18 protein-coding genes and 2 pseudogenes are annotated in these 23,710 nt (G+C 71.2%); 14 read left to right on the top strand and 6 right to left on the bottom strand.

Annotation, left to right across the window (positions count from 1 at the left end; translation table 11 throughout):
• The first annotated feature begins 21 nt into the window (after window positions 1-21).
• Window positions 22-645: pseudogene (locus tag ACGFSH_RS30070) on the top strand (helix-turn-helix domain-containing protein).
• Here the strand turns inward: ACGFSH_RS30070 and ACGFSH_RS30065 are convergent.
• Window positions 598-1,374 carry a hypothetical protein gene (locus ACGFSH_RS30065; RefSeq protein WP_393353937.1) on the bottom strand — a complete coding sequence of 259 codons (777 nt, stop codon included), beginning with the start codon at window positions 1,372-1,374 and terminating at the stop codon, window positions 598-600. The pseudogene ACGFSH_RS30070 and the gene ACGFSH_RS30065 overlap by 48 nt on opposite strands.
• Before the next feature lie 262 nt (window positions 1,375-1,636).
• Between ACGFSH_RS30065 and ACGFSH_RS30060 the strand changes: the two genes are divergently transcribed.
• Window positions 1,637-2,107 (top strand): hypothetical protein, encoded by a 471-nt coding sequence (locus ACGFSH_RS30060; RefSeq protein WP_393353935.1) that lies wholly within the window; start codon window positions 1,637-1,639, stop codon window positions 2,105-2,107.
• A 7-nt stretch (window positions 2,108-2,114) separates the two neighbouring features.
• Here the strand turns inward: ACGFSH_RS30060 and ACGFSH_RS30055 are convergent, their stop codons facing one another.
• The 3 genes from ACGFSH_RS30055 to ACGFSH_RS30045 form a co-directional block, all read right to left on the bottom strand.
• Window positions 2,115-3,089 (bottom strand): C45 family autoproteolytic acyltransferase/hydolase, encoded by a 975-nt coding sequence (locus ACGFSH_RS30055; protein ID WP_393353934.1) that lies wholly within the window; start codon window positions 3,087-3,089, stop codon window positions 2,115-2,117.
• A gap of 69 nt (window positions 3,090-3,158) precedes the next feature.
• Complete coding sequence (locus ACGFSH_RS30050; RefSeq protein ID WP_393353933.1) at window positions 3,159-3,851, bottom strand: M23 family metallopeptidase; 693 nt, start codon at window positions 3,849-3,851, stop codon at window positions 3,159-3,161.
• A 9-nt stretch (window positions 3,852-3,860) separates the two neighbouring features.
• Window positions 3,861-4,550, bottom strand: coding sequence for a peptidoglycan-binding protein (locus ACGFSH_RS30045; RefSeq protein WP_393353932.1), 690 nt, complete (start codon window positions 4,548-4,550; stop codon window positions 3,861-3,863).
• A gap of 350 nt (window positions 4,551-4,900) precedes the next feature.
• Here ACGFSH_RS30045 and ACGFSH_RS30040 point away from each other — a divergent pair, with 350 nt between their 5' ends.
• Window positions 4,901-5,407 (top strand): DinB family protein, encoded by a 507-nt coding sequence (locus tag ACGFSH_RS30040; protein ID WP_393353931.1) that lies wholly within the window; start codon window positions 4,901-4,903, stop codon window positions 5,405-5,407.
• 105 nt (window positions 5,408-5,512) lie between these two features.
• On the opposite strand, the gene purU is transcribed toward ACGFSH_RS30040, so the two are convergent.
• The gene (gene purU / locus ACGFSH_RS30035) at window positions 5,513-6,385 is read right to left on the bottom strand and encodes a formyltetrahydrofolate deformylase (protein WP_393353929.1); all 873 of its coding nucleotides are present in this window, start codon (window positions 6,383-6,385) and stop codon (window positions 5,513-5,515) included.
• 218 nt (window positions 6,386-6,603) lie between these two features.
• On the opposite strand from purU, the gene ACGFSH_RS30030 reads away from it, so the two are divergent.
• From ACGFSH_RS30030 to ACGFSH_RS29990, 9 genes are all read left to right on the top strand, one after another.
• A complete protein-coding gene (locus tag ACGFSH_RS30030; RefSeq protein ID WP_393353927.1) occupies window positions 6,604-8,073 on the top strand; it encodes an aldehyde dehydrogenase family protein in 1,470 nt (489 codons plus the stop codon).
• Window positions 8,074-8,093: 20 nt separating this feature from the next.
• The gene (locus ACGFSH_RS30025) at window positions 8,094-9,182 is read left to right on the top strand and encodes a glycine betaine/L-proline ABC transporter ATP-binding protein (protein WP_393353925.1); all 1,089 of its coding nucleotides are present in this window, start codon (window positions 8,094-8,096) and stop codon (window positions 9,180-9,182) included.
• Window positions 9,179-11,197 (top strand): ABC transporter permease, encoded by a 2,019-nt coding sequence (locus tag ACGFSH_RS30020; protein ID WP_393353924.1) that lies wholly within the window; start codon window positions 9,179-9,181, stop codon window positions 11,195-11,197. Before ACGFSH_RS30025 ends, ACGFSH_RS30020 begins: the two co-directional genes overlap by 4 nt.
• A 13-nt stretch (window positions 11,198-11,210) precedes the next feature.
• Entirely contained in the window at window positions 11,211-12,191 is a 981-nt protein-coding gene (locus tag ACGFSH_RS30015; RefSeq protein ID WP_393353922.1) for an ABC transporter substrate-binding protein, read from the top strand.
• Window positions 12,192-12,462: 271 nt separating this feature from the next.
• Window positions 12,463-14,901: an FAD-dependent oxidoreductase gene (locus ACGFSH_RS30010; RefSeq protein ID WP_393353920.1), complete on the top strand. Its 2,439-nt coding sequence runs from the start codon at window positions 12,463-12,465 to the stop codon at window positions 14,899-14,901.
• A 36-nt stretch (window positions 14,902-14,937) separates the two neighbouring features.
• On the top strand, window positions 14,938-15,195 hold the full coding sequence (locus tag ACGFSH_RS30005) for a tetrahydrofolate dehydrogenase/cyclohydrolase catalytic domain-containing protein (protein ID WP_393353918.1): 258 nt from the start codon (window positions 14,938-14,940) through the stop codon (window positions 15,193-15,195).
• 88 nt (window positions 15,196-15,283) lie between these two features.
• Window positions 15,284-16,516 carry a sarcosine oxidase subunit beta family protein gene (locus ACGFSH_RS30000; RefSeq protein WP_393353916.1) on the top strand — a complete coding sequence of 411 codons (1,233 nt, stop codon included), beginning with the start codon at window positions 15,284-15,286 and terminating at the stop codon, window positions 16,514-16,516.
• 11 nt (window positions 16,517-16,527) lie between these two features.
• Window positions 16,528-19,761 (top strand): sarcosine oxidase subunit delta family protein, encoded by a 3,234-nt coding sequence (locus ACGFSH_RS29995; RefSeq protein WP_393353914.1) that lies wholly within the window; start codon window positions 16,528-16,530, stop codon window positions 19,759-19,761.
• Complete coding sequence (locus ACGFSH_RS29990; protein WP_393353912.1) at window positions 19,754-20,356, top strand: sarcosine oxidase subunit gamma; 603 nt, start codon at window positions 19,754-19,756, stop codon at window positions 20,354-20,356. The genes ACGFSH_RS29995 and ACGFSH_RS29990 overlap by 8 nt, the downstream gene beginning before the upstream one ends.
• 261 nt (window positions 20,357-20,617) lie before the next feature.
• Here ACGFSH_RS29990 and ACGFSH_RS29985 read toward each other — a convergent pair whose 3' ends face one another.
• Window positions 20,618-21,421, bottom strand: a complete 804-nt coding sequence (locus ACGFSH_RS29985; RefSeq protein ID WP_393353910.1) for an IclR family transcriptional regulator — start codon at window positions 21,419-21,421, stop codon at window positions 20,618-20,620.
• A gap of 396 nt (window positions 21,422-21,817) precedes the next feature.
• Here ACGFSH_RS29985 and ACGFSH_RS29980 point away from each other — a divergent pair, with 396 nt between their 5' ends.
• Window positions 21,818-22,903 carry an S-(hydroxymethyl)mycothiol dehydrogenase gene (locus ACGFSH_RS29980; RefSeq protein WP_393353909.1) on the top strand — a complete coding sequence of 362 codons (1,086 nt, stop codon included), beginning with the start codon at window positions 21,818-21,820 and terminating at the stop codon, window positions 22,901-22,903.
• A pseudogene (locus tag ACGFSH_RS29975) lies at window positions 22,900-23,529 on the top strand (MBL fold metallo-hydrolase); the annotation flags it as partial. The gene ACGFSH_RS29980 and the pseudogene ACGFSH_RS29975, both read left to right, overlap by 4 nt.
• Window positions 23,530-23,710: the final 181 nt, after the last annotated feature.

Here is a 23,710-nt window from a genome sequence, read left to right as displayed (position 1 = left end):
GATCCGACCGCTGGAGGCGCGATGGCCGAGCCTGTCCGTGTGCGCAGACTGACCGACCAGGAAGGGCAGTGTCTGCAGCAGATCGTGCGCCGGGGCAGCACGAGCTCGGTTCGCTACCGGCACGCGAGGATGCTGCCGGCCTCGGCCGGCGCGAAACCGCGTGCCGGTTGTCGCGCAGCTGGGGCAGGCCGACGAGGACACCGTCCGGGACGTGATCCACCAGCTCCACGAGATCGGCCTGGCCTGCCTGGCCCCTCGATGGGCCGGAGGCCGTCCCCGCCGACTCGGCGCACCGATCTACGTGATCATGGACAATCTGTCCGCCCACGAGGGTGCCGACATCCACCGCTGGGCGAAAAGACACAGGGTCGAGTTGTGCTTCACGGCGACCTTCGCCTCGTAGGGAACCCGATCGGGGCCCACTTCGGACCACTGCGTCAGTTCACCATCGCCAACTCCGACCACCCCAACCACACCGTGCAGACCCGAGCCCTGCACGCCTGCCTGCGCCGGCGCAACGCCGACGCCCGCCACCGCGATGTCCCGGCCGCCGAACGCAAGGAACGCGCCCGCATCCGTGCTGAACGTGCTGGGAGCTCAACTGTGCTGTGCTGCGCCAAGGGCGTCGGCCAGGCGTTTCAGTAGCTTCTGGTCCAGCTTCGGGAGGAAAGCACGCTTCTTCGCGTCAGAGAGTTGGCTACCGACACTGCTCTCCGATACGCCAGTGACGGTCGCTTCTCCTGAGCGGACAGTTGTGACCAGGAAATACGTCTCTGACTTGAACCCGTCGATATCCACAGTCCAGTGCATTCGAAAGCTCACCGAGTCGTGCCCCACCGATACCTCGTCCTTGACTCGTTCCACGTCCGTACTCACGCGGTCGCCGTATCGGCTTCGCAAGGACAGCGACGGACATGCGTCGAGCGCCGCGTTCAGGGAAGCAAGGTGCGCGCCGGCGGCTCCGAAGCGATAACTGGTAAAGGTGAGAGTCTCATCCGGCGGGGCGAACTCCGCAGCGGATATGTGGACCCAGGCACTGGCCACTGAGTCGGCGAAGACGCCAGACCTGGCGTCCTCGAGAGGTTGGCACGCCTTAGGCCGTACGCTCGCATCGGAGGTGTCGCCGCCCGCTTTCGTCTCGGGCGCGCTGTTGACGGAGTAGCCCGGCAGAGCGCCTTGTTCAGGAAGTGCTGCCGCCAACTCTTCTGCGCTGAGGGGCCGCACAGTCGTCGACGGCCTCGGCGACAGGACGGAAGAGGGCGATGCGGACTCGGCAGCCGTTTCGCCCCCTCCTGAAGCGCAGCCGCCGACAAGGGTGAGCACAGCACCGGCGACAGTGGCAGAGAGAGAACGACTGGCCCAGTTGGACGACATGGCACTCCCCGTATTCGAACAGCGAATCGCGCGGAGTGTAGTCGGTGATCGTCTCGGCCTGTGCCCGGCGAACCTTCACGGTCACAGCACCAGCCGCCCCGTAATCCGCACGCACCCCGAGGTGCGGCCTCGGCCGAACACAAAGTTGAACGTGTTCAAACGAACTGGCAGAGTACCCCCACGACCCACTCGGTAGGCCGAGTCGGGCATCAGGAGGGGCGGGGCCGTGACCGGTGGCATTGGGGTGCGCGGGTGGGGTTCCATGCTCGGCGGACTGGTGTTGGCGTCGTCCGTCCTGACGGCCTGCGGGCCGTACCAGTACTACGACGGCACAGGGCTTCATGACGCCACACCGGCCGAAGTCGCCGGGGTCTGGGAGAACATCGAGGGTACGCGCGTGGTGTTCCGCGAAGACGGAACAGCTCTTCTCGAAAAGCTCGACGGCCAGGAGTTCGACTTCGACGACGGCTGGCGCCTCTCGGGTGCGGGGACCTGGAAACTGACCGATGCCTACGGGGGGCAGCGGGTCAGGCTGGCGCTGACGGCCCGGACCCGGGTCGAGAGGCGCGTTCCCTCGCCTGCCGACGAGGACCCGGCTCCCGAGGCACCGTCGACGTACACGTGGCGCTTCTTCGTGGACCGCGACCGGCACGACGAGGTGGCGCTGTTCTTCTTCTACGGCGATCCCGACTCGGGGAACGCCTATGCGATGAAGCACAGCACGGCGTCATAGGGGGAGTTCACCGGCGTGCGCCGAGCGCCACGGTACGGGAGCCCGGCGTGAAGGCGGCGAAGGACTGTTCCCAGGACTCGTCGGGCCAGTAGTAGGTCACCCGGCCCTCCGAGGGCCGGTAGTGGGCGGTGTACATGGTGCCCAGCCACTCGTCGTAGGCGTACTGGTACAGCGGGGGCTTCAGCATCGCGGCCACGTCCGGGCCGGCCGCGCGCACGGCGTCCAGTCGTTCCCGGGTCCGGGAGACCTGCTCCTGCTCGTCGGGCACCGGCAGGTGCTGATGGTTGGCGGCGCAGGCGTCCGGTGCCTCGGTGAGGGGGATGTCCGGTCCCACGAAGACCGTCCGTGCCTGCTCGGAATCGACGAGCGTCACGTTCTGCGGGACGGCGATCGGCAAGGACCTGAGCTTGCCGACCGCCTGGTCGACGGTGTCACACGTCTCCAGCAGGTAGCGCAGGACGATGAGAACGGCGAAGCCCGGGCCGTGCACGAAACGTCCGCCGAAGGTGAGCGACACCGCCAGCCCGGCGTCGTTCATCCCGTCCAGCAGACCCCACGCGGCGTCCTGCATCCCGATCACCGGTCGCAGGAAGTGTGAGGAGACGATGGTGCCCTCGCACGCGTCGGGGTTGAAGTCGTAGTTGCGCAGCAGCGTGCCGCCGGCACCGGTCTGGGTGCAGCCCGAGAAGAACGGCCGCAGGCCGGCGAGCGTGAGGAAGGCCGCCCCTTCGTCCCGGTCGAGCTGACCGGCGAGGCGATCCAGAACGGGGACCAGCTCCGGCATGTGCTCCTCGAACAGCCTCCGGGCGCGGGCAGCGCCCTGCGCGGTCCGGCTCTCCTCGCTCATCCATGTCTCGGCGAGCGGCCACCGAGCCTGGGTATGGGCGGCCCATCGCCCGTCGCTTCCGTCGCCGAACTCGACGGCACGGAAGGTCTTCTGCTGCCGGCGCATGGCTGTCGCTCCCTCGCGGATGTCGGTCACACGCCGGGAACCTAGCCAATTCGAGGGCGGCTCAACAGACTTGACCCGGACGGGGTGCACTCCAGGGCTTCACCAACTCGGCTTGGCGACATTGCCGTACGACCAGGCGGAGCCCTTGGACATCTCGAAGTGCAGGTGCGGCCCGGTGGCGTTGCCCGTGCTGCCGACGGCGCCGAGCCGCTGCCCGGCGGCGACGTGCTGACCGGCCTTGACCTGACGCTTCGAGAGGTGGCAGTAGGTGTAGACGTGACCGTTGTCCGCGGCCAGCCCGATCCACTGGCCGTAGGCCCCGCCGCCGCCGTTCGACCAGGTGATGGTGCCGGCCCGCACGGCGACCACGGGAACTCCGGTGTCGGCGGCGAAGTCCTGCCCGGTGTGGCGGCCGTGGCCGTCGGGCTTCCAGGCGTAGTCGCCGCGCTCGAAGAACTCGAACGTGACCTTGTGCCCGGGGACGGGCGAGCCCGCCCGGCCGGTGTGCGGCGTGGCGGGAGCGGCGCCGCCCGCCACGTGGAAGAGGCCTGAGAGGCGGCCGAGCGCGGTCAGGGAGGTACGGCCCGGGACGCCGTCGGCGTCGGCTCCCTTGAAGCCCTGGGCGAGCTGTTCGGCCCGGTAGGCGGCCTTGGTCTGGTCGCCGAACAGGCCGGTGGCGCCGTCGGGGATCTTGCGGCCGCGCTTGATCAGGGCTTTCTGGACGATGCGCACGCCTTCGTTGCGCTGGCCGAACCGGACGTCGGACACGGTGACCGTCGGTGTGGCGACCATGGGGAACTCCTAGTACCAGTGGGGAGAGCGCCGTGGATCCGCCTGCTGGACACGGGCGGCGAAGTTCGAACCGGACTCGTTCACGTGGTAGCGGTGGCGGACGTAGTTGACCGTCGCGCACATGCAGGCGACCACGTCGTACGGCGTGGTCGCCGTGCCCGCCTGGTGGTACGTGGCGAACGTGCCCGGAATGCACTGCGTCGCTCCCCGGGAGCAGTTCTGCGGGTGGCCGTCGGCGACACGGGGGCCGTTCGCGTTCCTGTCGGTCGTGTTGATCCGGAACCTCGGGCTGTTGCTGGCGGACTCGCGCTTGGCGATGGTGGCGAGCGCCGGCACACCGAACCGCGGGTCCATGTGGGTCAGTTGGCACGCCTTGCGGGCGTAGCGCCGCATGGCCTCCTCGCCCGATTCGTCGCCGGGATCGCGGAAGGTGACCTGGCCCAGGGTGAGCTTTCCGTTTCCGGCCGAGGGCGCCCCCGCACCGTCCAGCCGGAACATGCCGGTGAGTCTGCCGAGGGTGGCCAGCGAGGTCGGGCCCGGGATGCCGTCGGCGTCGGCTCCCTCGAAGCCCTGGGCGAGCTGTTCGGCCCGGTAGGCGGCCTTGGTCTGGTCGCCGAACAGGCCGGTGGCGCCGTCGGGGATCTTGCGGCCGCGCTTGATCAGGGCTTTCTGGACGATACGCACGTCCTCGTTCCGCATGCCGAACTGAACGTGGGACACAGCGACCATGACGAAGCCTTCCGGTCGATGACGGAGTCTTCGGGGGCTGCCGGGCTCGGGGTCGGCGGCCCGGAGTCTCGGAGTGCCGGGGCCGGGGCCGCCGCATCCTGCGCGCTCGCCGCTCCCGCGCCAGGCCCGACGTTACGGACGCGGCGTCAGCATGCCGTCATCCCGCCGTCACCGAGGGGCGCCCGACCCGGTTGCAGGGGAGGAGGGGAGGAACGGGCATCCGAAGACGAGGATGAGGACGGGGCGCGCGTCGCCTGATCGGTCGGAGTTCCGCGTAAACGCCTCGACATCGGTCGCGGTGATCGGGGACGCTTCGCGCGATGACACGAATCGACGACACACCGCCCGCGTGGGACGAGCGCACGCAGCTCACCACGTTCCTCGACTACGCGCGGGACACGGCCCGCGTCAAGTGCGAAGGCGTCTCCGCGGAGAACGCCCGCAAGGCGCTTCTGCCGGGTTCACCGCTGATGACGATGAGCGCAGTGGTCAACCATCTCCGCTGGGTCGAGTACTACTGGTTCCAGGTGGTCTTCCTCGGCGAGGAGGACCACGCCCCCATGACGGATGAGGATCCGGACCGCGAGATGCGCATCGCCGTCGAGTTCCCGCTCCCGCAGCTGCTCGGCGAATACGCCGCACAGAGCGCCCGCTACCGCGAGCTCGTCGCCGGACACGACCTGGGCGAGCGGGCCCGGCGAACCATCCGCAACGGGGTCCACGTCGACCTGCGATGGATCCTCCTCCACCTCATCGAGGAGACGGCCCGCCACAACGGCCACCTGGACATCCTGCGCGAGATGCTCGACGGCACGACCGGCGACTAGGTGTATGGAGCCGCAGCGTCGTACACATGGCTGACGGATGCCGGCTGACGGGCGGCCCGCCGGGTCGGCCGGTCGGGCGGCGGGTGTGCGCGGGCGGCGTCCCGTTCAGCGGAAGACGACCGTGCGGTTGCCCTCGACCATCACCCGGTTCTCGCTGTGCCACTTCACCGCGTGCGCGAGCACCTGGGCCTCCACGTCCCGGCCGACGGTGACCAGCTCGCCGGGGTCCAGCGAGTGGTCGACCCGGACCACGTCCTGTTCGATGATCTGGCCCTCGTCCAGGTCCGACGTCACATAGTGCGCGGTCGCGCCGACGAGCTTCACACCGCGGTCGTAGGCCTGGTCGTAGGGGCGTGCGCCCTTGAAGCTGGGCAGGAAGGAGTGGTGGATGTTGATGGCGCGGCCGTCCAGCTCCTTGCACAGGTCGTCGGAGAGGATCTGCATGTAGCGGGCCAGCACCACCAGGTCGATGTCCAGGTCGCGGACGAGCTCGAGGAGCCGGGCCTCGGCCTCCGGCTTGGTGTCGCGGGTCACCGGGATGTGGTGGAAGGGGACGTCGTACGTCTGCGCGAGCTTCTCGAAGTCCCGGTGGTTGGAGACGATCGCGGGGATGTCGATGTTGAGCGCGCCCGCACGCCGGCGGAAGAGCAGGTCGTTCAGGCAGTGCCCGAACCGGGACACCATGATCAGGGTCCGGGTCGGCGTGGCGGCGTCGCTGAGGGACCACGAGATGGCGTAGGCCTGGGCGACGGGGCCGAAGCGGTACCGCAGGGCCTCCAGGCCGACGTCGGGGTCGGAGACGTCGAAGTGGACGCGCATGAAGAACCGGCCCTGGAGCCGGTCGTCGAACTGCTGGCTCTCCAGGATGTTGCCGGAGTTCCTGACGAGGAAGCCGCTCACGGCATGGACCAGCCCTGCGCTGTCGGGACAGGAAAGCGTCAGGACGAACTCACGACCAGGTTGCGGGCGAGGGGACATGTGCGGCCTCCGTCGGTGCGTATTGCACAACAAGGTGAGCGATACGCAACATCGTCGGCTCGGTGTCGTCTGCGGTCAAGGGTGGACGGGGAAGTGGCCGCATGGCCAAATCGTCATCCCGCAACATCTTGACGTCCGTCTGGCCAGCCGACAGGGTGTTCCATCACAAGCAATCGGGTGCACGATGCGCAACGAATTTCGGTCGGAAGGCTCGGCGCGTGGCAGACCTGTATGTGAATGGCGAATGGCGGGCCCCCGTGGCCGGCGGCAGCCGGGAGATCCGATGTCCCGCCGACGGCACGCTCGCCGCGACCGTCTCCGAAGGAACGCGCCCCGACGCCGAGGCGGCGATCGCCGCGGCCCGCCGGGCCTTCGACGAGGGCCCCTGGCCACGGACCCCCGAGCGGGAGCGCGGCGCCCTCCTGCTGCGCACCGCCGACGTCATCGAGCGCGACGCCGAGACCTTCGCCCGCGCGGAATCGCTGGACACCGGCAAGCGCATGGTGGAGAGCGAGTACGACATCGCCGACGTCGTCTCCTGCTTCCGCTACTACGGCGGGATCGGCGGCGTCGACGCCGGCCGGGTCGTCGACACCGGCCGCGACGACGCGGTCAGCCGGGTCGTCTACGAGCCCGTCGGGGTGTGCGGACTGATCACCCCCTGGAACTACCCTTTGCTGCAAGCCAGTTGGAAGGTCGCCCCGGCTCTCCTGGCCGGCAACACGGTCGTGCTGAAGCCCAGTGAACTCACCCCCTCCACCTCCGTCCTGCTGATGCGGGCGCTGGAGGAGGCCGGATTGCCGGCCGGCGCGGCCAACCTCGTCCTGGGCGCGGGCCCCGAGACCGGCGCACCGCTCTGCGAGCACCCGGACGTCGACATGGTCTCCTTCACCGGCGGCCTGGCCACCGGCAAACGCGTCATGGCGGCCGCCGCCGCGACCGTGAAGAAGGTGGCGCTCGAACTCGGCGGGAAGAACCCCAACGTGGTCTTCGCCGACGCCGACCTCGACACCGCCGTCGACTTCGCCCTCACGGCCGTCTTCCTGCACTCGGGGCAGGTGTGCTCGGCCGGCGCCCGTCTGATCGTCGAGGACTCCCTGCACGACAGGCTCGTCGACGAGATCGTGCGCCGCGCCCGCCGGATCCGCCTCGGCGGCCCCTTCGACCCCGACGCCGAGACCGGGCCGCTGATCTCCGCACGGCACCGCGACAAGGTGGAGGCGTACGTCGCCGCCGGCGTCGCCGAGGGCGCCGTGCTGCGCTGCGGCGGCGAACGCCCCGATGATCCGGCCCTGGCGGGCGGCCACTACTACCCGCCGACCGTGCTCGACGAATGCCGGCAGGACATGCGCGTGGTGCACGAGGAGTCGTTCGGCCCGGTGCTCACCGTGGAGCGCTTCACCGACGAGGACGACGCCGTGCGCATCGCCAACGACACCGCGTACGGACTCGCCGGGGCGGTGTGGACACAGGACGCCGGCCGGGCCCAGCGGGTCGCCCGGCGGCTGCGCCACGGCACGGTGTGGATCAACGACTACCACCCCTATGTGCCGCAGGCGGAATGGGGCGGTTTCGGCCATTCGGGTGTGGGGCGGGAGCTGGGACCGTCCGGTCTGAACGAGTACCGAGAGCCCAAGCACATCTGGCAGAACATCCAACCCCGGCCGCAGCGCTGGTTCCGCGGCTGAACGCCGAAAGAAGGTCGATCATGACCACCCAGACCGAGGTGCCGCGGCGGCGCGGCGCCCCCCAGGACCCGGGTCCCACCCCGGTCATCTCCGTGCGCAGTCTGTGGAAGGTGTTCGGGCCGAAGGCGGACCGGGTGCCGGGGTCCGAGGAGCTGTGCGGTCTCACCCGCCGCGAGCTGATGGACCGCACCGGCTGCACCGCCGCCGTGCGCGACGTGCACTTCGACGTCTCGCCCGGCGAGGTCTTCGTCGTCATGGGCCTGTCCGGATCCGGCAAGTCCACCCTGGTGCGCTGTCTGACCCGGCTGATCGAGCCCACCGCGGGCGAGATCGTCTTCGAGGGCGAGGACATCCGCAAGGCCGACGACAGACGCCTGCGCGACCTGCGCCGCCGCAAGTTCTCCATGGTCTTCCAGCACTTCGGGCTGCTGCCGCACCGCCGCGTCGTCGACAACGTGGCCTTCGGTCTGGAGATCCGCGGCATGAGCCGGGCCGACCGCGCCAGGCGGGCCCTGGAGGTCGTCGAGCTCGTCGGCCTCGCCGGCTACGAGAACTCCTACCCCGACCAGCTCTCCGGCGGCATGCAGCAGCGCGTCGGCCTGGCCCGCGCGCTGGCCGGCGACCCCGACGTGCTCTTCTTCGACGAACCCTTCTCGGCGCTGGACCCGCTGATCCGCCGCGACATGCAGCACGAGGTCATCCGCCTGCACCACGAGGTCGGCAAGACCATGGTGTTCATCACCCACGACCTGTCCGAGGCGCTCAAACTGGGCGACCGCATCCTGATCATGCGCGACGGCAAGATGGTCCAGTGCGGCACCGGCGACGAACTCGTCGGCGCCCCGGCCGACGACTACGTGCGCGAGTTCGTCAAGGACGTGCCGCGCGGCGACGTCCTCACCCTGCGCTGGATCATGCGCCCGCCCGCGGACGGCGACGCCCTGGACGGCCCCGAGCTGGGTCCCGACGTCGTGGTGCGCGAGGCGACCCGGGCGGTGCTGGCGGCCGACAAGCCCGTCAAGGTCGTCGAGAACGGCAAACTGCTCGGCATCGTCGGCGACGAGGAGATCCTCGCCGTGGTCGCCGGACAGGAAGGCGGCGTCCGGTGACCGTCGCCGTGGAGAAGACCGAGCCCCCGGGCCGGCCGGAGAGGATCCGGCCCGCCGAGGAACCGGCCGCGGCCGCGGCGCCCCGCAGGATCAGCCGCTCCCTGGTGACCGGCGCGATCCTGCTCGTCTGGCTGCTGCTGTTCGCCCTCCTGCGCGGCAGAGAGACCCTCGCGCTCGGGGCGGCGGACCTGACCGACCTGCACCGGTGGTTCAACGACGTCAACGACTCGATCGGCGCGAACCGCAACTCCAACCCGCTGTTCCTGTACTTCTTCAACGAGATCCGCCTCGTCATCGACACCCTGGTGACCTTCGTCCAGGACCTGATCTCCCAGCCCTCCGCGGGCCGCCCCCTTCCGCAGATCGGCTGGCTCGGCGTCGTCGCCGTCGCGGGCTACGCCTCCTGGGCCTTCGGCAACTGGCGGGTCGCCCTGCTGGCGGTGGCCGGCTTCGCCTTCCTGGGGTTGCAGGGCCTGTGGCAGGAGAGCATGGACACCCTGGCGCTCACCGTCTCCGCGGTCCTGGTGGCGCTGCTGTTCGCGATCCCGCTCGGGGTCTGGGCGGGACTCTCCGACCGGTTCCACCGGATCATGACGCCGTTCCTCGACTTCATGCAGACGATGCCGACCTTCGTCTACCTCGCACCGCTGACCCTGTTCTTCCTGATCGGCGGGGCCTCCGCCACCATCGCCACCGTGATCTACGCGGCGCCGCCGGCGATCCGCATCACCGCGCACGCCATCCGGACCGTGCCGGAGACGACGGTGGAGGCGGCCGACTCGCTCGGCGCGACCCGCCGGCAGAGTCTGCTGAAGGTCCTGCTGCCGATGTCCAAGCGGACCGTGGTGATGGGCGTCAACCAGACCATCATGGCCGCCCTGGCCATGGTGACCATCGCGGCCCTCATCGACGCGCCCGGCCTCGGCAAGACCGTCGTGCAGGCGCTCCAGTCGCTCGACGTGGGAACGGCCTTCAACGCGGGCCTGTCCATCGTCGTCATGGCGATCGTCCTCGACCGGGTGACGACCGCCGCCAGCACCCGCGAGGAGGAGGCCCGGCGTTCGAAGAACCGGTTCCTCGCCTGGCGGCGTCCGCTGCTCGGCGCGGGCGCGCTCTGCACGGCCGTCCTGGTCTTCCTCTCCCACACCTACGTGTGGGCGGCCGAGTTCCCCGGCGACGGCAGCGTCGGCAGCTCCGTCGCGAGCGCCGCCGACACCACGACGACCTGGGTGCAGGACAACCTCTCGGGCGTCACCAACACCGTCCGCGATCTCCTCACCGACGGACTGCTCAACCCGTTCCAGTCGCTGCTCACGGACTCGCCGTGGTGGCTCGTCGGAGCCGTGCTGGTCGCGCTCGGAACCGTCCTGGGCGGTCGCCGGGCCGGACTCACCACGGCCGTGTGCGTGGGACTCCTGGTCGCCACCGGCATGTGGTCGGACAGCATGACGACACTGGCCTCGACCGTGGTCGCCACGATCCTCGTGATGCTGCTCGGCATCGTCTTCGGCGTGTGGATGGGCCGCAGCCGCCTGGTGGACCGGGTGCTGCGGCCGAGCCTGGACGCGGCCCAGGTCATGCCGCCGTTCGTCTACCTGGTGCCGTTCCTCGCGCTGTTCGGCGCGACCCGCTTCACGGCGATCGTCGCCGCGATCGTCTACGCGGCGCCCGTCGCCATGAAGATCATCGCCGACGGTGTGCGGGCCGTGCCCGAGACCACCGTGGAGGCGGCCACCGCCGCCGGGTGCAACACCTGGCAGATCATCACCAAGGTCCAGCTGCCGATGGCGCGCGGGGCCCTGACTCTCGCCACGAACCAGGGTCTGATCTATGTGCTGTCGATGGTTGTGGTGGGCGGCCTGGTAGGTGCGGGCGCCCTCGGCTACGACGTGGTGGCCGGCTTCTCGCAGGGCCAACTGTTCGGGAAGGGGCTGGCGGCGGGGCTGGCCATCGTCCTTCTCGGAGTCATGTTCGACCGCATCACTCAGGCAGCGGCGCGGCGTACCAGCGCGTAAGGAGCGACTGACGATGGCAAGGCAAGCAAGACGATGGAGAGCGGGCGCGGCCGGCATGGCGGTCCTCGGCCTCACCCTCACCGCGTGCGGCGGTGCGAAGGTCGGCGACAGTTCCTCCGGATCCGGCGGCGGCGCGGACGCCTCGGGCAAGTGCGGGGCCTTCAACCTCGCCGTCAACCCGTGGGTGGGCTACGAGGCGGACGCCGCGGTCGTGGCGTACGTCGCGCAGAACGACCTCGGCTGCAAGGTCACCAAGAAGGACCTCAAGGAGGAGATCGCCTGGCAGGGGTTCGGGACGGGCGAGGTGGACGCCGTCCTGGAGAACTGGGGGCACGACGACCTTCGGAAGAAGTACATCGACGGGCAGAAGACGGCCGTGCCGGCCGGCTCGACCGGCAACAAGGGCATCATCGGCTGGTACGTGCCGCCGTGGCTGGCGAAGGCCCACCCGGACATCACCGACTGGAAGAGCTTGAACAAGTACGCGGCGAACTTCAAGACCTCCGAGTCGGGCGGCAAGGGCCAGCTCCTGGACGGCGACCCGTCGTACGTCACCAACGACGAGGCGCTGGTGAAGAACCTCAAGCTCGACTTCAAGGTGGTGTACGCGGGCAGCGAGACGGCGCTCATCCAGGCCTACCGCAAGGCCGAGAAGAACAAGGAATGGGTGATCGGCTACTTCTACGAGCCGCAGTGGTTCCTGTCCGAGGTGCCGCTGGTGAAGGTGAACCTGCCCGCGTACAAGGCTGGGTGCGACGCCGACGCGGAGAAGATCGCCTGCGACTACCCCGTCTACGACCTGGACAAGATCGTCAGCGCGAAGTTCGCCAAATCCGGCAGCCCGGCCTACGCCCTGGTGAAGAACTTCAACTGGACGAACGACGACCAGAACGTGGTGGCCAAGTACATCGCGGTCGACAAGATGACCCCCGAGGCGGCGGCGAAGAAGTGGGTGGACGCCAACCGCGCCAAGGTGGACGCCTGGCTCAAGTAGCGACGGGGACCGGGTCCGGGGACCCGGTCGGATCATGCCCGGTGGGCGGTGCGTGCGGGATGCGCGCCGCCCACCGGGCATCGCCGTTTCCGGGCCCGCCCGCCGGTCGCCGGGCGCGCCGCGGCCGCCCTGTTCCACCCCCTGTCCTGCGAGGTCCCGGGCCCCTTGACACCCACCAGCACGGCAGGCACATTGAGTTGCGCAACCTGAACCGCGTTGCGTAAACAGCAACTCGATCGGCTCGGCTGATCAACAGACCGGAGGTGCGGCGATGGCGGGACCCCGAGTGGTCATCATCGGAGCGGGCGTCGTGGGATCGGCCCTCGCCGACGAGCTCTCCGCACGAGGCTGGACCGAGGTGACCGTCGTCGACCAGGGCCCGCTGCCCGCCACCGGGGGATCCTCGTCGCACGCGCCCGGCCTCGTCTTCCAGACGAACTCCTCCAAGACGATGACCGAGCTGGCCCGCTACACCGTCGAGAAGTTCTGCTCCCTCGACGTCGACGGCGAGCCCTGCTTCCTCCAGGTCGGCGGCCTCGAAGTGGCCACCACCCCCGAGCGCCTCACCGAACTGCGCCGCCGCCACGGCTGGATCACCGCCTGGGGCGTCGAGGCCCGCCTGCTCACCGCGGACGAATGCCTCGAACAGCACCCGCTCGTCAACCCCGACAAGGTCCTCGGCGGCCTCCTCGTGCCCACCGACGGCCTCGCCAAGGCCGTCCTCGCCGTCGAGGCCCAGATCCGCCGGGCCACCGGACGCGGCGTGACCTTCCTGCCGCGCCACGAGGTCCTCGACGTCCTCAAGGCCGACGGCGAGGTCACCGGCGTCCTCACCGACCAGGGCGAGATCCCCGCGGACATCGTCGTGTGCTGCGCCGGCATCTGGGGCCCCAGGATCGCCCGCATGGCCGGCATGAACCTCCCGCTGACCCCGCTCGCCCACCAGCTCGCCTGGACCGGCCCGGTCCCCGCCCTCGCCGGCCAGACCGAGGAGGCGGTCCGCCCGATCCTGCGCCACCAGGACGCCGACCTCTACTACCGCGACCGCTTCGACGGCATCGGCATCGGCTCCTACGGCCACCGCCCGATGCCCCTCACCGCCGACGACATCCTCTCCGTCGACGAGGCCGACGGCATGCCGTCGGTCCTGAAGTTCACCGAGGACGACTTCGCCGACGCCTGGACCGAGACCCAGGCGCTCCTCCCCGCCACCAAGGACGCGAAGATCGAGGAGGGCATCAACGGCCTGTTCTCCTTCACCACCGACAATTTCCCGCTGCTCGGCGAGTCACGGGACGTCAAGGGCTTCTGGGTCGCCGAGGCCGTCTGGGTCACCCACTCCGCCGGAGTCGGCCGGGCCATGGCCGAATGGCTGGTCGACGGCTACTGCTCCTCCTTCGACCTGCACGAATGCGACGTCAACCGCTTCGAGCCGCACCAGCTCGCCCCGGAGTACGTGCTGGCCCGCGACTGCCAGAACTTCGTCGAGGTCTACGACATCCTCCACCCGCTCCAGCCCTCCGGGCACCCGCGCCCCCTCCGCACCAGCCCCTTCCACACCCGCCAGCAGGAGCACGGCGCCTTCTTCCTGGAGGCCAACGGCTGGGAACGCCCCCAGTGGTACGAGGCCAACGCCGGCCTCGTCGAGGGCCGCCCCATCCCCACCCCGGGCGACTGGGCCGCGCGCTACTGGTCGCCCATCGTCGGCGCCGAGGCCCAGGCCACCCGCGAGACCGTCGCGATGTACGACATGACGGCCCTCAAACGCCTGGAGGTCACCGGTCCCGGCGCCGCCGCCCTCCTCGAGCGCCTGTGCACCGGCAAGGTCGCCAAATCCACCGGCTCGGTCACCTACACCCTCTTCCTCGACCACGACGGCGGCATCCGCAGCGACGTCACCGTCGCCCGGCTCGCCCGCGACACCTTCCAGATCGGCGCCAACGGCAACCTCGACCTGGACTGGATCACCCGCCACCTCCCCGCCGACGGCACCGTCCAGGTCCGCGACATCACCCCCGGCACCTGCTGCGTCGGCCTGTGGGGCCCGCTCGCCCGCAAGGTCCTCCAGCCCCTCACCGACGCCGACTTCTCCAACGACGGACTGAAGTACTTCCGCGCCCAACAGGCCTACATCGGCTCGGTGCCCGTCACCGCCATGCGCCTGAGCTACGTCGGCGAACTCGGCTGGGAGATCTACACCACCGCCGACCAGGGCCAGAAGCTCTGGGACACCCTCTGGGATGCCGCCCGGCCCCTCGGCGGCGTCATCGCGGGACGCGGCGCCTTCAACAGCCTGCGCCTGGAGAAGGGCTACCGCTCCTTCGGCACCGACATGACCTACGAGCACGACCCCTACGAGGCCGGCGTCGGCTTCGCCGTCAAACTCGACAAGGACGACTTCATCGGCAAGGAAGCGCTGCTGCGGCGCAAGGAGAACGTCCGGCGCAAGCTGTCCTGCCTCGTCATCGACGACCCCCGGTCGGCCGTCCTCGGCAAGGAACCCGTCTTCGACGGCGACCGGCCCGTCGGCTACGTCACCAGCGCCGCCTACGGCTACACCATCGGCAAGGGCATCGCCTACGCCTGGCTCCCGACCGGACTCACGACCCCCGGAACGGTGCTGCACATCGGCTACTTCGACCAGCGCGTGGAGGCCGTCGTCACCGAGGAGCCCCTCTTCGACCCCACCATGTCCCGCCTCCGTGGCTGACCCCGGCCACGACCGCAGAGGGAAGGAGCACCGCCGGTGAACGCAACGCTGCTCGACGGCCGGGCGACCGCCGCCGCCGTCCGCCGCGAACTCACGGAGCGCGTGGCCAAGTCGACCGCCCTCGCCGGCCGCCCACCGGGCCTCGGCACCGTCCTGGTCGGCGACGACCCCGGCAGCCACGCCTACGTCGCCGGCTGGATCGCGCCGATGCCCGGCGGGGTCGGCCCCATGACCCGCGCGATGCTGCCAGCCAACGTCGTCGAGGCCGCCGAGAGGAACGCCACCGCCGTATGAACGCGCACGCCCCCGAGCACCCGCAGCACCCGCACTCCCAGCCCCCCTACCCGCAGCATCCGTGCCTTTCGGAAGACGGAGACGTCCGATGAGCCCCCGCACCCCCGGCGCAGACCTCCCCGAGCACCCCGACTGGCTGTGGCGCGACCCCGAGCCACGGAAGTCGTACGACGTGGTGATCGTCGGCGGCGGCGGACACGGCCTGGCCACCGCCCACTATCTGGCGAAGAACCACGGCATCACCGACGTCGCGGTACTGGAGAAGGGCTGGCTCGGCGGCGGCAACATGGCCCGCAACACCACGATCATCCGCTCCAACTACCTGTGGGACGAGAGCGCCGGCATCTACGAGCACGCCCTCAAGCTCTGGGAGGGCCTGGAGGAGGAACTCGACTACCCGATCCTCTTCTCCCAGCGCGGCGTGCTGAACCTCGCGCACAGCCTCCAGGACGTCCGCGACAGCGTGCGCCGCGTGGAGGCCAACCGCCTCAACGGCGTGGACGCGCAGTGGCTCGACGCCGACGGCGTCAAGGAAGTCTGCCCGATCGTCAACGTCTCGCAGGACGTGCGCTATCCGGTGCTGGGCGCCACCTACCAGCCGCGCGCCGGCATCGCCAAGCACGACCACGTGGCCTGGGGCCTGGCCCGCTCCGCCGACGCGGCCGGCATCGACATCATCCAGAACTGCGAGGTCACCGGCCTCGACGTGGTCGACAACCGGGTCGTCGGCGTACGGACGACCCGCGGCCGCATCGGGGCCGGCAAGGTCGCGCTGTGCTCGGCGGGCCACACCTCGGTCCTCGCCGCCATGGCCGGCGTCCGACTCCCGCTTCAATCACATCCGTTGCAGGCCCTGGTCTCCGAACTGCTGGAGCCCGTGCACCCCACGGTGGTGATGTCCAACGCCGTCCACGTGTACGTCAGCCAGGCGCACAAGGGCGAGCTGGTGATGGGCGCGGGCATCGACGCGTACAACTCCTACACCCAGCGCGGCGCGTTCCACATCATCGAGGAGCAGATGGCCGCGGCCCTGGAGCTGTTCCCGGTGTTCGCCCGCGCGCACGTCCTGCGCACCTGGGGCGGCATCGTCGACGTCAGCCCCGACGCCTCGCCGATCGTCGGGCTCAGCCCCGTCGACAACCTGTACCTCAACTGCGGCTGGGGGACAGGCGGGTTCAAGGCCACACCGGGTGTCGGCTGGGTCTACGCCCACACCATCGCCCACGACGCCCCGCACGCCCTCAACGCCCCCTTCTCGCTCGACCGTTTCACCACCGGCGCGCTCGTCGACGAGCACGGCGCGGCCGCGGTGGCCCACTAGGGAGCCCAACCATGCTGCTCATCCCCTGCCCGTGGTGCGGGCCCCGCGACGAGGCCGAGTTCCACTACGGCGGCCAGGCCCACGTGGCCTACCCCGAGACCCCTTCGGACCTCACCGACGAGGAGTGGGCCCGCTACCTCTTCTTCCGCGACAACACCAAGGGGCCGTTCGCCGAACGCTGGAGCCACGCGGCGGGCTGCCGCCGCTGGTTCAACGCGGTCCGCGACACGTCGACGAACGAGATCCTGACGGTGTATCGCACGGGCGAGGACCGCCCGGCAACCCCGGACCCGAGCCCGGCCCACTCAGCCCGTCCGGTGGTCCCCCCTCTGCCGGAGTTCGAGAACGAGGCTGTCGAGGCCGAATGGGGGTCCGGGGGCACCGCCCGCGGGAACAGGCCGGGAAGCGGCGGCGGGGGTGAGGCAACCCAGCCGTTCCGCCACCCCACCCGAGGCCGCATCGACCGGGACGAGACCCTCACCTTCACCTTCGACGGCACCGAGTACCAGGGCCACCGCGGCGACACCCTCGCCTCCGCGCTCCTCGCCAACGGCGTCATCCGGACGGGGACCAGCATCAAGCTCGGCCGCCCCCGAGGCATCTTCTCCGCCGGCGTCGAAGAACCCAACGCCGTCATCCAGATCGAGGAGCCGTTCCCCGAACCGATGCTCCCCGCGACCACCGTCGAGCTGTACGACGGGCTGGTCGCCACCAGCCTCCCCGGCCAGGGCCGCCTCGCCACCGCACCCGACCCGGCCCGCTACGACGCCGTCCACGCCCACTGCGACCTGCTGGTCGTGGGCGCGGGCCCGGCCGGCCTGGCGGCCGCCGCCGCGGCGGCGAACAGCGGCGCCCGCGTCATCCTCGCCGACGACCAGCCGGAGCCCGGCGGCAGCCTGCTCGGCACGGCCGAACACCTCGACTGGGTGGCCGGGACCGCCGCCCTGCTCGACGCCGCCTCCGAGGTCCGCGTCCTGCGCCGCACCACCGTCTTCGGCTACTACGACGACAACCACCTCCTCGCCGTCGAACGCCGCACCAACCACCTCGGCGCCGCTGCCCCCGGCAACGTCTCCCGGGAACGCGTCTGGCGCATCCGCGCCCGCCGGGTCGTCCTCGCGACCGGCGCCCACGAACGCTCGCTCGCCTTCGCCGACAACGACCGCCCCGGCGTGATGCTGGCGTCCTCGGCCCGCACCCACGTCAACCGTCACGGCGCCCTGCCCGGTCGCCACGCCGTCGTCTTCACCACCAACGACAGCGCCTACGCGGCCGCCCTGGACCTCGCCTCGGCGGGCCTGGCCGTCACCGCGATCGTCGACACCCGCCCCGAGCCGGGGGAGTGGGCCGAGCGCGCCCGGGCCGCCGGCATCGAGGTCCTGGCCGGACACGCCGTCACCGGCACGCGGGGCGGGGCCCGCCTCACCGCCGTGACCGTCGCCCCGTACGGCGAATCCGCCGGGCAGCGGGAGTTCGCCGCCGACCTGCTGCTCGTCTCCGGCGGATGGAACCCGGTGGCCCACCTGTTCAGCCAGTGCGGCGGCAGGCTGCGCCACGACGAGACCCTGGGCTCCTTCGTGCCCGACACCGCCCGCCAGGCCGTAGAGGTCGTGGGCAGCGCGAGCGGTCTCCTCGACCCGGCCGCCGTCCTCGCCCAGGGCGCCGCCGCCGGAGCCCGCGCGATCGAGGCCGAGGGGTACACCGCCGAGGCGCCCCGCCTCCCGGCCCCGGCCCCGCAGCCCGCCCCGACCCCGCCGATGCACGTGTACGTCGTCCCCGGCGAGTCCGACTCTCCCCGGTTCGTGGACCTCCAGCGCGACGTCACGGTCGCCGACCTGGCCCGCGCCACCGGCGCCGGCCTGCGCTCGGTCGAGCACACCAAGCGCTACACCACAGCGGGCACCGCCAACGACCAGGGCAAGACCTCGGGCGTGCTGGCGAGCGGAGTGGTCGCCGAACTGCTCGGCGTGGACGTCTCGGCCCTCGGCACCACCACCTTCCGCCCGCCGTACACACCGGTCTCCTTCGCCGCCCTCGCGGGCCGCGACCGGGGCGTGCTCAGCGACCCGGTCCGCACGACGGCCCTGCACGAATGGCACGCCGGGCACGGCGCGCTGTTCGAGAACGTCGGCCAGTGGAAGCGCCCCTGGTACTACCCGCGGGCCGGAGAGGACATGGCCGCCGCCGTGCTGCGCGAATGCGCGGCGGTCCGCGAGGGCGTGGGCTTCATGGACGCCTCCACCCTCGGCAAGATCGACGTCCAGGGCCCGGACGCCGGCGCCTTCCTCGACCTGCTCTACACCAACATGATGAGCACCCTGAAGGTCGGCATGATCCGCTACGGCGTCATGTGCCGCCCGGACGGCATGGTCTTCGACGACGGCACCGTCATCCGGGTCGACCGGGACCGCTACCTGGTCACCACCACGACCGGCAACGCCGCCGCCGTCCTGGACTGGATGGAGGAATGGCTCCAGACCGAGTGGCCCGAACTCCGGGTGCGCTGCACGTCCGTGACCGAGCAATGGGCCACGGTCGCCCTGGCCGGCCCCAGCTCCCGTGACGTGCTCGGCTCCCTCGCGCCGGGGCTCGCCGTGGCAGGCGACGACTTCCCGTTCATGGCCTGGCGCGAGACGACCGTCGCGGGCATCGCGGCCCGGGTCTGCCGGATCAGCTTCTCCGGCGAACTCGCCTACGAGATCAACGTGTCACCGTGGGAGGCCCTGACACTCTGGGAGGCCCTGTACGAGGCCGGCGCCCCGTACGGCATCACCCCGTACGGCACCGAGACCATGCACGTCCTGCGCGCCGAGAAGGGATACCCGATCATCGGCCAGGACACCGACGGCACGGTCACCCCGCAGGATCTCGGCATGAGCTGGGCGGTCTCCAAGAAGAAGCCCGACTTCATCGGCAAGCGCTCCTTCGCCCGCCCCGACACGGTGCGCCCGGACCGCAAACACCTCGTCGGCCTGCTCCCCGAGGACCCGGCCGACCTCCTCCCCGAGGGCGCCCACCTGATCGCCGACAGCGTGCTCCCGGCCCCGCCCGTCCCGATGCTCGGCCACGTCACCTCCAGCTACCGCAGCGCCGCCCTAGGCCGCACCTTCGCCCTCGCCCTGGTCAAGGGCGGCCGGGACCGCGTCGGCGAGCGGCTGTACGCCCCCGTGGGCGACCGACTGGTCCCCGTGACCGTCACGAGCCCCGTCCTCTACGACCCCGAGGGAGCCCGCCGCGATGGCTGACACCGCCCCGACCTCCCGGCTCCGCAGTCCCCTGGACCGGGCCGCCGACCGGCTGGCCGCCGCCACCCGCGCCTCCGGCGGCGCGATCCGGCTGGCCGAACTCCCCTTCCTCACCCAGCTCGACGTCCGTCTCGACGCCAAGGGCGCGGCGGCCGGCGCCGTAGGCCTCGCACTGGGGCTCCCGCTGCCTCTGGAGCCCGACACCGTCGTCCGCGCGGGGCAGCTGACGGCGCTCCGGCTCGGCCCCGACGAGTGGCTGCTCGTCGGTCCGCCGGGCGGCGGCCGCGAACTGGAGAGCCGGATCCGGGAGGCCGCGGGAGACGAGCCGGTCGCGGTCACCGACGTCTCCGCGCAGCGCACCACGCTCCTCGTCGCCGGTGCGGGCGCCCGCGACCTGCTGGCCCACGGCTGCTCGCTGGACCTGCACCCGAGGGCCTTCGGCCCCGGCCGCTGCGCCCAGACCACCCTGGGCCGGACCCAGGTCGTCCTGGTGGCGCGTGACAAGCCCAGCGCCGGATTCTGGGTGCTGGTCCGTTCCTCGTTCGCCGGGTATCTGGCGGACTGGCTGCTCGACGCGGCGACGGAGTACGTCTGAGCGAGCCGCCCCCGGACGGGACGGCGACGGGCAGGGGACGCGCACGTGTCCTGCCCGCGCGGTCCCACCGGCACGCAGACACCCCGACACGTCCACAGCTCGACACGCCGGTGGTGGGGCGCGCGCCGAAGCACGGGCGCGGCCGCTCCGGCCGAGGCGCGCCGGCGTCGGGGGAGGAGCGGCCCGCCGGGGCGCCGAGAGGCGGTGGCGGCGCGACCGCCGCCCCGCCCGGCGCTCTCCGCGGGCGCCTTCCGCGGGCGGTCAGCCCAGGTGGCCCATTCTGCGGCTGATCTCCTCGGCGCCCCGCGTCAGCACGGGCGCGAGTTCCCGCATGCGGTCCTCGGTGAAGCGGTAGGCCGGCCCGGAGGCGCTGAGCGCGGCGATGACCTCGCCCTCGCGGGAGCGGATCGGGGCCGCCATCGCGTGCAGTCCGATCTCCAGCTCCTCCGTCGTCATCGCGTAACCGCGCTCGCGCGCCACGTCGAGGTCCTTCTCCAGCTCCGTCCTCGCGGTGAGGGTGTGCGGCGTCAGCCTCCGCAGCCCGGACGCCTCCAGCACCTCGGCCCGCCGCCGCTCCGGCAGATGGGCCAGCAGGATCTTTCCGCTGGACGTGGCGTGCACGGGCGTGAGCTGGCCGACCCAGTTGTGGGTGCCGACCGCGCCCGGTCCGCGCACCTGGTGGAGGTTGACCGCGTAATGCTCCTGGAGGACGGCGATGTTGACGGTCTCGCCGATCTCCTCGCTGAGCCGCTCGCAGACCTGCCGGCCCTGCTGGGTGACGTCGAGCCTGCCCGTGACGGCGCCGGCGAGCCGCACGATGCCGAATCCGAGCCGGTACTTGCCCCGCTCGGCGGTCTGCTCGACCAGCCCGCGTGCCTCCAGCGCGCCCAGCAGCCGGAAGGCGGTCGACTTGTGGACGTCGATCTCGGCGGCGACCTCGCTGACACCGGCCTCGCCGCGGCGGGCGAGGATCTCCAGCACGCTGACGGCGCGGTCGACGGACTGCACGCCGCTCACGGGCCCGGCCGTCATGCCCGTTGCGCCCTCTGCCGCGTAGTTGCTCATGACGCAACTATAGGCCGTCGCGCTCAAGGGCCGGGGGGTTCGCGGAGCGGGTCGGCACCGGCCGGAACCGGTCGCCCGCATGCTCGCACGGCCGCTCCGGTCCGGGGAAGGGGGCGGCACCGAAGAGGGAGGGGCGAGTCGGCCTCGGCCGACCTCTTGACAGGGGGTGTCCCCGAGGAGAGAGTTTGGTCAACGTTGCTCATGGCGAAGATGGTTGCGCTATTCAGAACACGGAGGGGCCGCCGGAACGGCAACCGCCCACGGCCCTCGTCCGGTCCCCCCAACGACCCGTCCGCCGGTCCCTCGCCGACAGCCTTGAGGCGACCGGCGTCCGCCCGCCAACCCGCACACCCGGCCGAAGCGCGCAGTCGGCCGCCCCCGACGAGGAGATCGACCGTGACACACGAGGTACGCGCCGTCGTCGCCCGCGAGAAGGGCGCCCCGGTCTCGACGGAGACCGTCCTGGTGCCGGACCCCGGCCCCGGAGAGGCGCTGGTGCGGGTGCAGGCCTGCGGGGTCTGCCACACCGACCTGCACTACCGGGAGGGCGGCATCAACGACGCGTTCCCCTTCCTCCTCGGCCACGAGGCCGCGGGCGTGGTGGAGTCGGTCGGCGAGGACGTCACCGACGTCGCACCCGGCGACTTCGTCATCCTCAACTGGCGTGCCGTCTGCGGCACATGCCGGGCCTGCCGCAGAGGACGGCCCTGGTACTGCTTCGCCACGCACAACGCCGCCCAGCCGATGACCCTGGCCGACGGCACCCCGCTCTCCCCGGCCCTCGGCATCGGCGCCTTCGCCGAGAAGACCCTGGTCGCCGCCGGACAGTGCACCAAGGTGAACGCGACGGCAGCGCCCGCCGCCGCCGGCCTCCTCGGCTGCGGCGTGATGGCCGGCTTCGGCGCCGCGGTCAACACCGGTGCCGTGGGGCGCGGCGACTCCCTCGCGGTGATCGGCTGCGGCGGGGTGGGCATGGCCGCGATCGCGGGCGGCAAGGTCGCCGGCGCCGGCCGCATCATCGCCGTCGACGTCGACGAGCGGAAACTGAAGTGGGCCGAGCGGTTCGGCGCAACCGACACCGTCGACTCCTCCAGGACCGACGCCGTCGAGGCGATCCGCGAACTGACCGGCGGCTTCGGCGCCGACGTCGTCGTGGACGCGGTGGGCCGCCCCGAGACCTTCAAACAGGCCTTCTACGCCCGCGACCTGGCCGGCACGGCCGTCCTGGTGGGCGTCCCCACCCCGGAGCTGACCCTCGACCTCCCGCTGCTCGACGTCTTCGGCCGCGGCGGCGCCCTGAAGTCCTCCTGGTACGGCGACTGTCTGCCCTCGCGCGACTTCCCCGCCCTGATCGACCTCTACCTCCAGGGCCGCTTCGACCTCGGCGGGTTCGTCACCGAGACCATCGGCCTGGACGACGTCGAGGCCGCGTTCGCCAAGATGCACCACGGCGACGTCCTGCGGTCGGTCGTGCTCCTGTGACCGCCCGCATCGAGCACCTCGTCACCTCCGGCACCTTCGAACTGGACGGCGGCGCCTGGGAGGTCGACAACAACGTCTGGCTGATCGGCGACGACGAGGAGGTCCTCGTCGTCGACGCCGCGCACGACGCGGACGCCATCGACGCCGCCGTCGGCGACCGCCGTCTGGTCGCCGTCGTGTGCACGCACGCCCACAACGACCACGTCAACGCCGCCCCGGCCCTGGCAGCCCGCCACCGCGCGCCCGTCCTGCTCCACCCCGACGACACGGTGCTGTGGAAAGCGGCGCACGGCGACGGGGCGGGGGCCCCAGACTTCCGCGAACTGGCCGAGGGCGACGTCCTGACCGTCGCCGGCACCGGCCTGACGGTGCTCCACACCCCCGGCCACTCACCCGGAGCGGTCTGCCTCCACGCCCGCGGACTGAACGCCCTCTTCTCCGGCGACACCCTCTTCCGGGGCGGTCCCGGAGCCACCGGCCGCTCCTTCTCGGACTTCGGCACCATCATCGCCTCCGTCCGGGACCGGCTGCTGACGCTGCCCGCCGCCACGACCGTGCACACCGGCCACGGCGAGACCACGTCGATCGGGGCCGAGGCGCCCCACCTCGACGACTGGATCGCCCGCCACCGCATCACGATGTTCCCCGAAGGTGACCCGATGACCCCCAGGAATCTGCCGCCCAGCCTCATCCCCACGCTGTCCGGCGAGTACTACACGGACCCCGGCGTCTTCGCCCAGGAGCAGGAGCACATCTTCGAGACCATGTGGTTCTGTGTGGTCCGTGCCTCCGAGCTGGCGAAACCGG

It is taken from the genome of Streptomyces sp. NPDC048481 (assembly GCF_043200075.1).
Classification (GTDB): domain Bacteria; phylum Actinomycetota; class Actinomycetes; order Streptomycetales; family Streptomycetaceae; genus Streptomyces.
This window is presented reverse-complemented; position numbering and strand designations above follow the sequence as displayed.

Bases quoted from the DNA above. Each gene is read 5' to 3' on its own strand.
- ACGFSH_RS30015 (WP_393353922.1), top strand. From the start codon at position 11,211: ATGGCAAGGCAAGCAAGACGATGGAGAGCGGGCGCGGCCGGCATGGCG.
- ACGFSH_RS29995 (WP_393353914.1), top strand. From the start codon at position 16,528: ATGCTGCTCATCCCCTGCCCGTGGTGCGGGCCCCGCGACGAGGCCGAG.
- ACGFSH_RS30000 (WP_393353916.1), top strand. From the start codon at position 15,284: ATGAGCCCCCGCACCCCCGGCGCAGACCTCCCCGAGCACCCCGACTGG.
- ACGFSH_RS30010 (WP_393353920.1), top strand. From the start codon at position 12,463: ATGGCGGGACCCCGAGTGGTCATCATCGGAGCGGGCGTCGTGGGATCG.
- ACGFSH_RS29985 (WP_393353910.1), bottom strand. From the start codon at position 21,421: ATGAGCAACTACGCGGCAGAGGGCGCAACGGGCATGACGGCCGGGCCC.
- ACGFSH_RS30025 (WP_393353925.1), top strand. From the start codon at position 8,094: ATGACCACCCAGACCGAGGTGCCGCGGCGGCGCGGCGCCCCCCAGGAC.
- purU (WP_393353929.1), bottom strand. From the start codon at position 6,385: ATGTCCCCTCGCCCGCAACCTGGTCGTGAGTTCGTCCTGACGCTTTCC.
- ACGFSH_RS30050 (WP_393353933.1), bottom strand. From the start codon at position 3,851: ATGGTCGCCACACCGACGGTCACCGTGTCCGACGTCCGGTTCGGCCAG.
- ACGFSH_RS29990 (WP_393353912.1), top strand. From the start codon at position 19,754: ATGGCTGACACCGCCCCGACCTCCCGGCTCCGCAGTCCCCTGGACCGG.
- ACGFSH_RS30065 (WP_393353937.1), bottom strand. From the start codon at position 1,374: ATGTCGTCCAACTGGGCCAGTCGTTCTCTCTCTGCCACTGTCGCCGGT.
- ACGFSH_RS30040 (WP_393353931.1), top strand. From the start codon at position 4,901: ATGACACGAATCGACGACACACCGCCCGCGTGGGACGAGCGCACGCAG.
- ACGFSH_RS30045 (WP_393353932.1), bottom strand. From the start codon at position 4,550: ATGCGGAACGAGGACGTGCGTATCGTCCAGAAAGCCCTGATCAAGCGC.
- ACGFSH_RS30060 (WP_393353935.1), top strand. From the start codon at position 1,637: ATGCTCGGCGGACTGGTGTTGGCGTCGTCCGTCCTGACGGCCTGCGGG.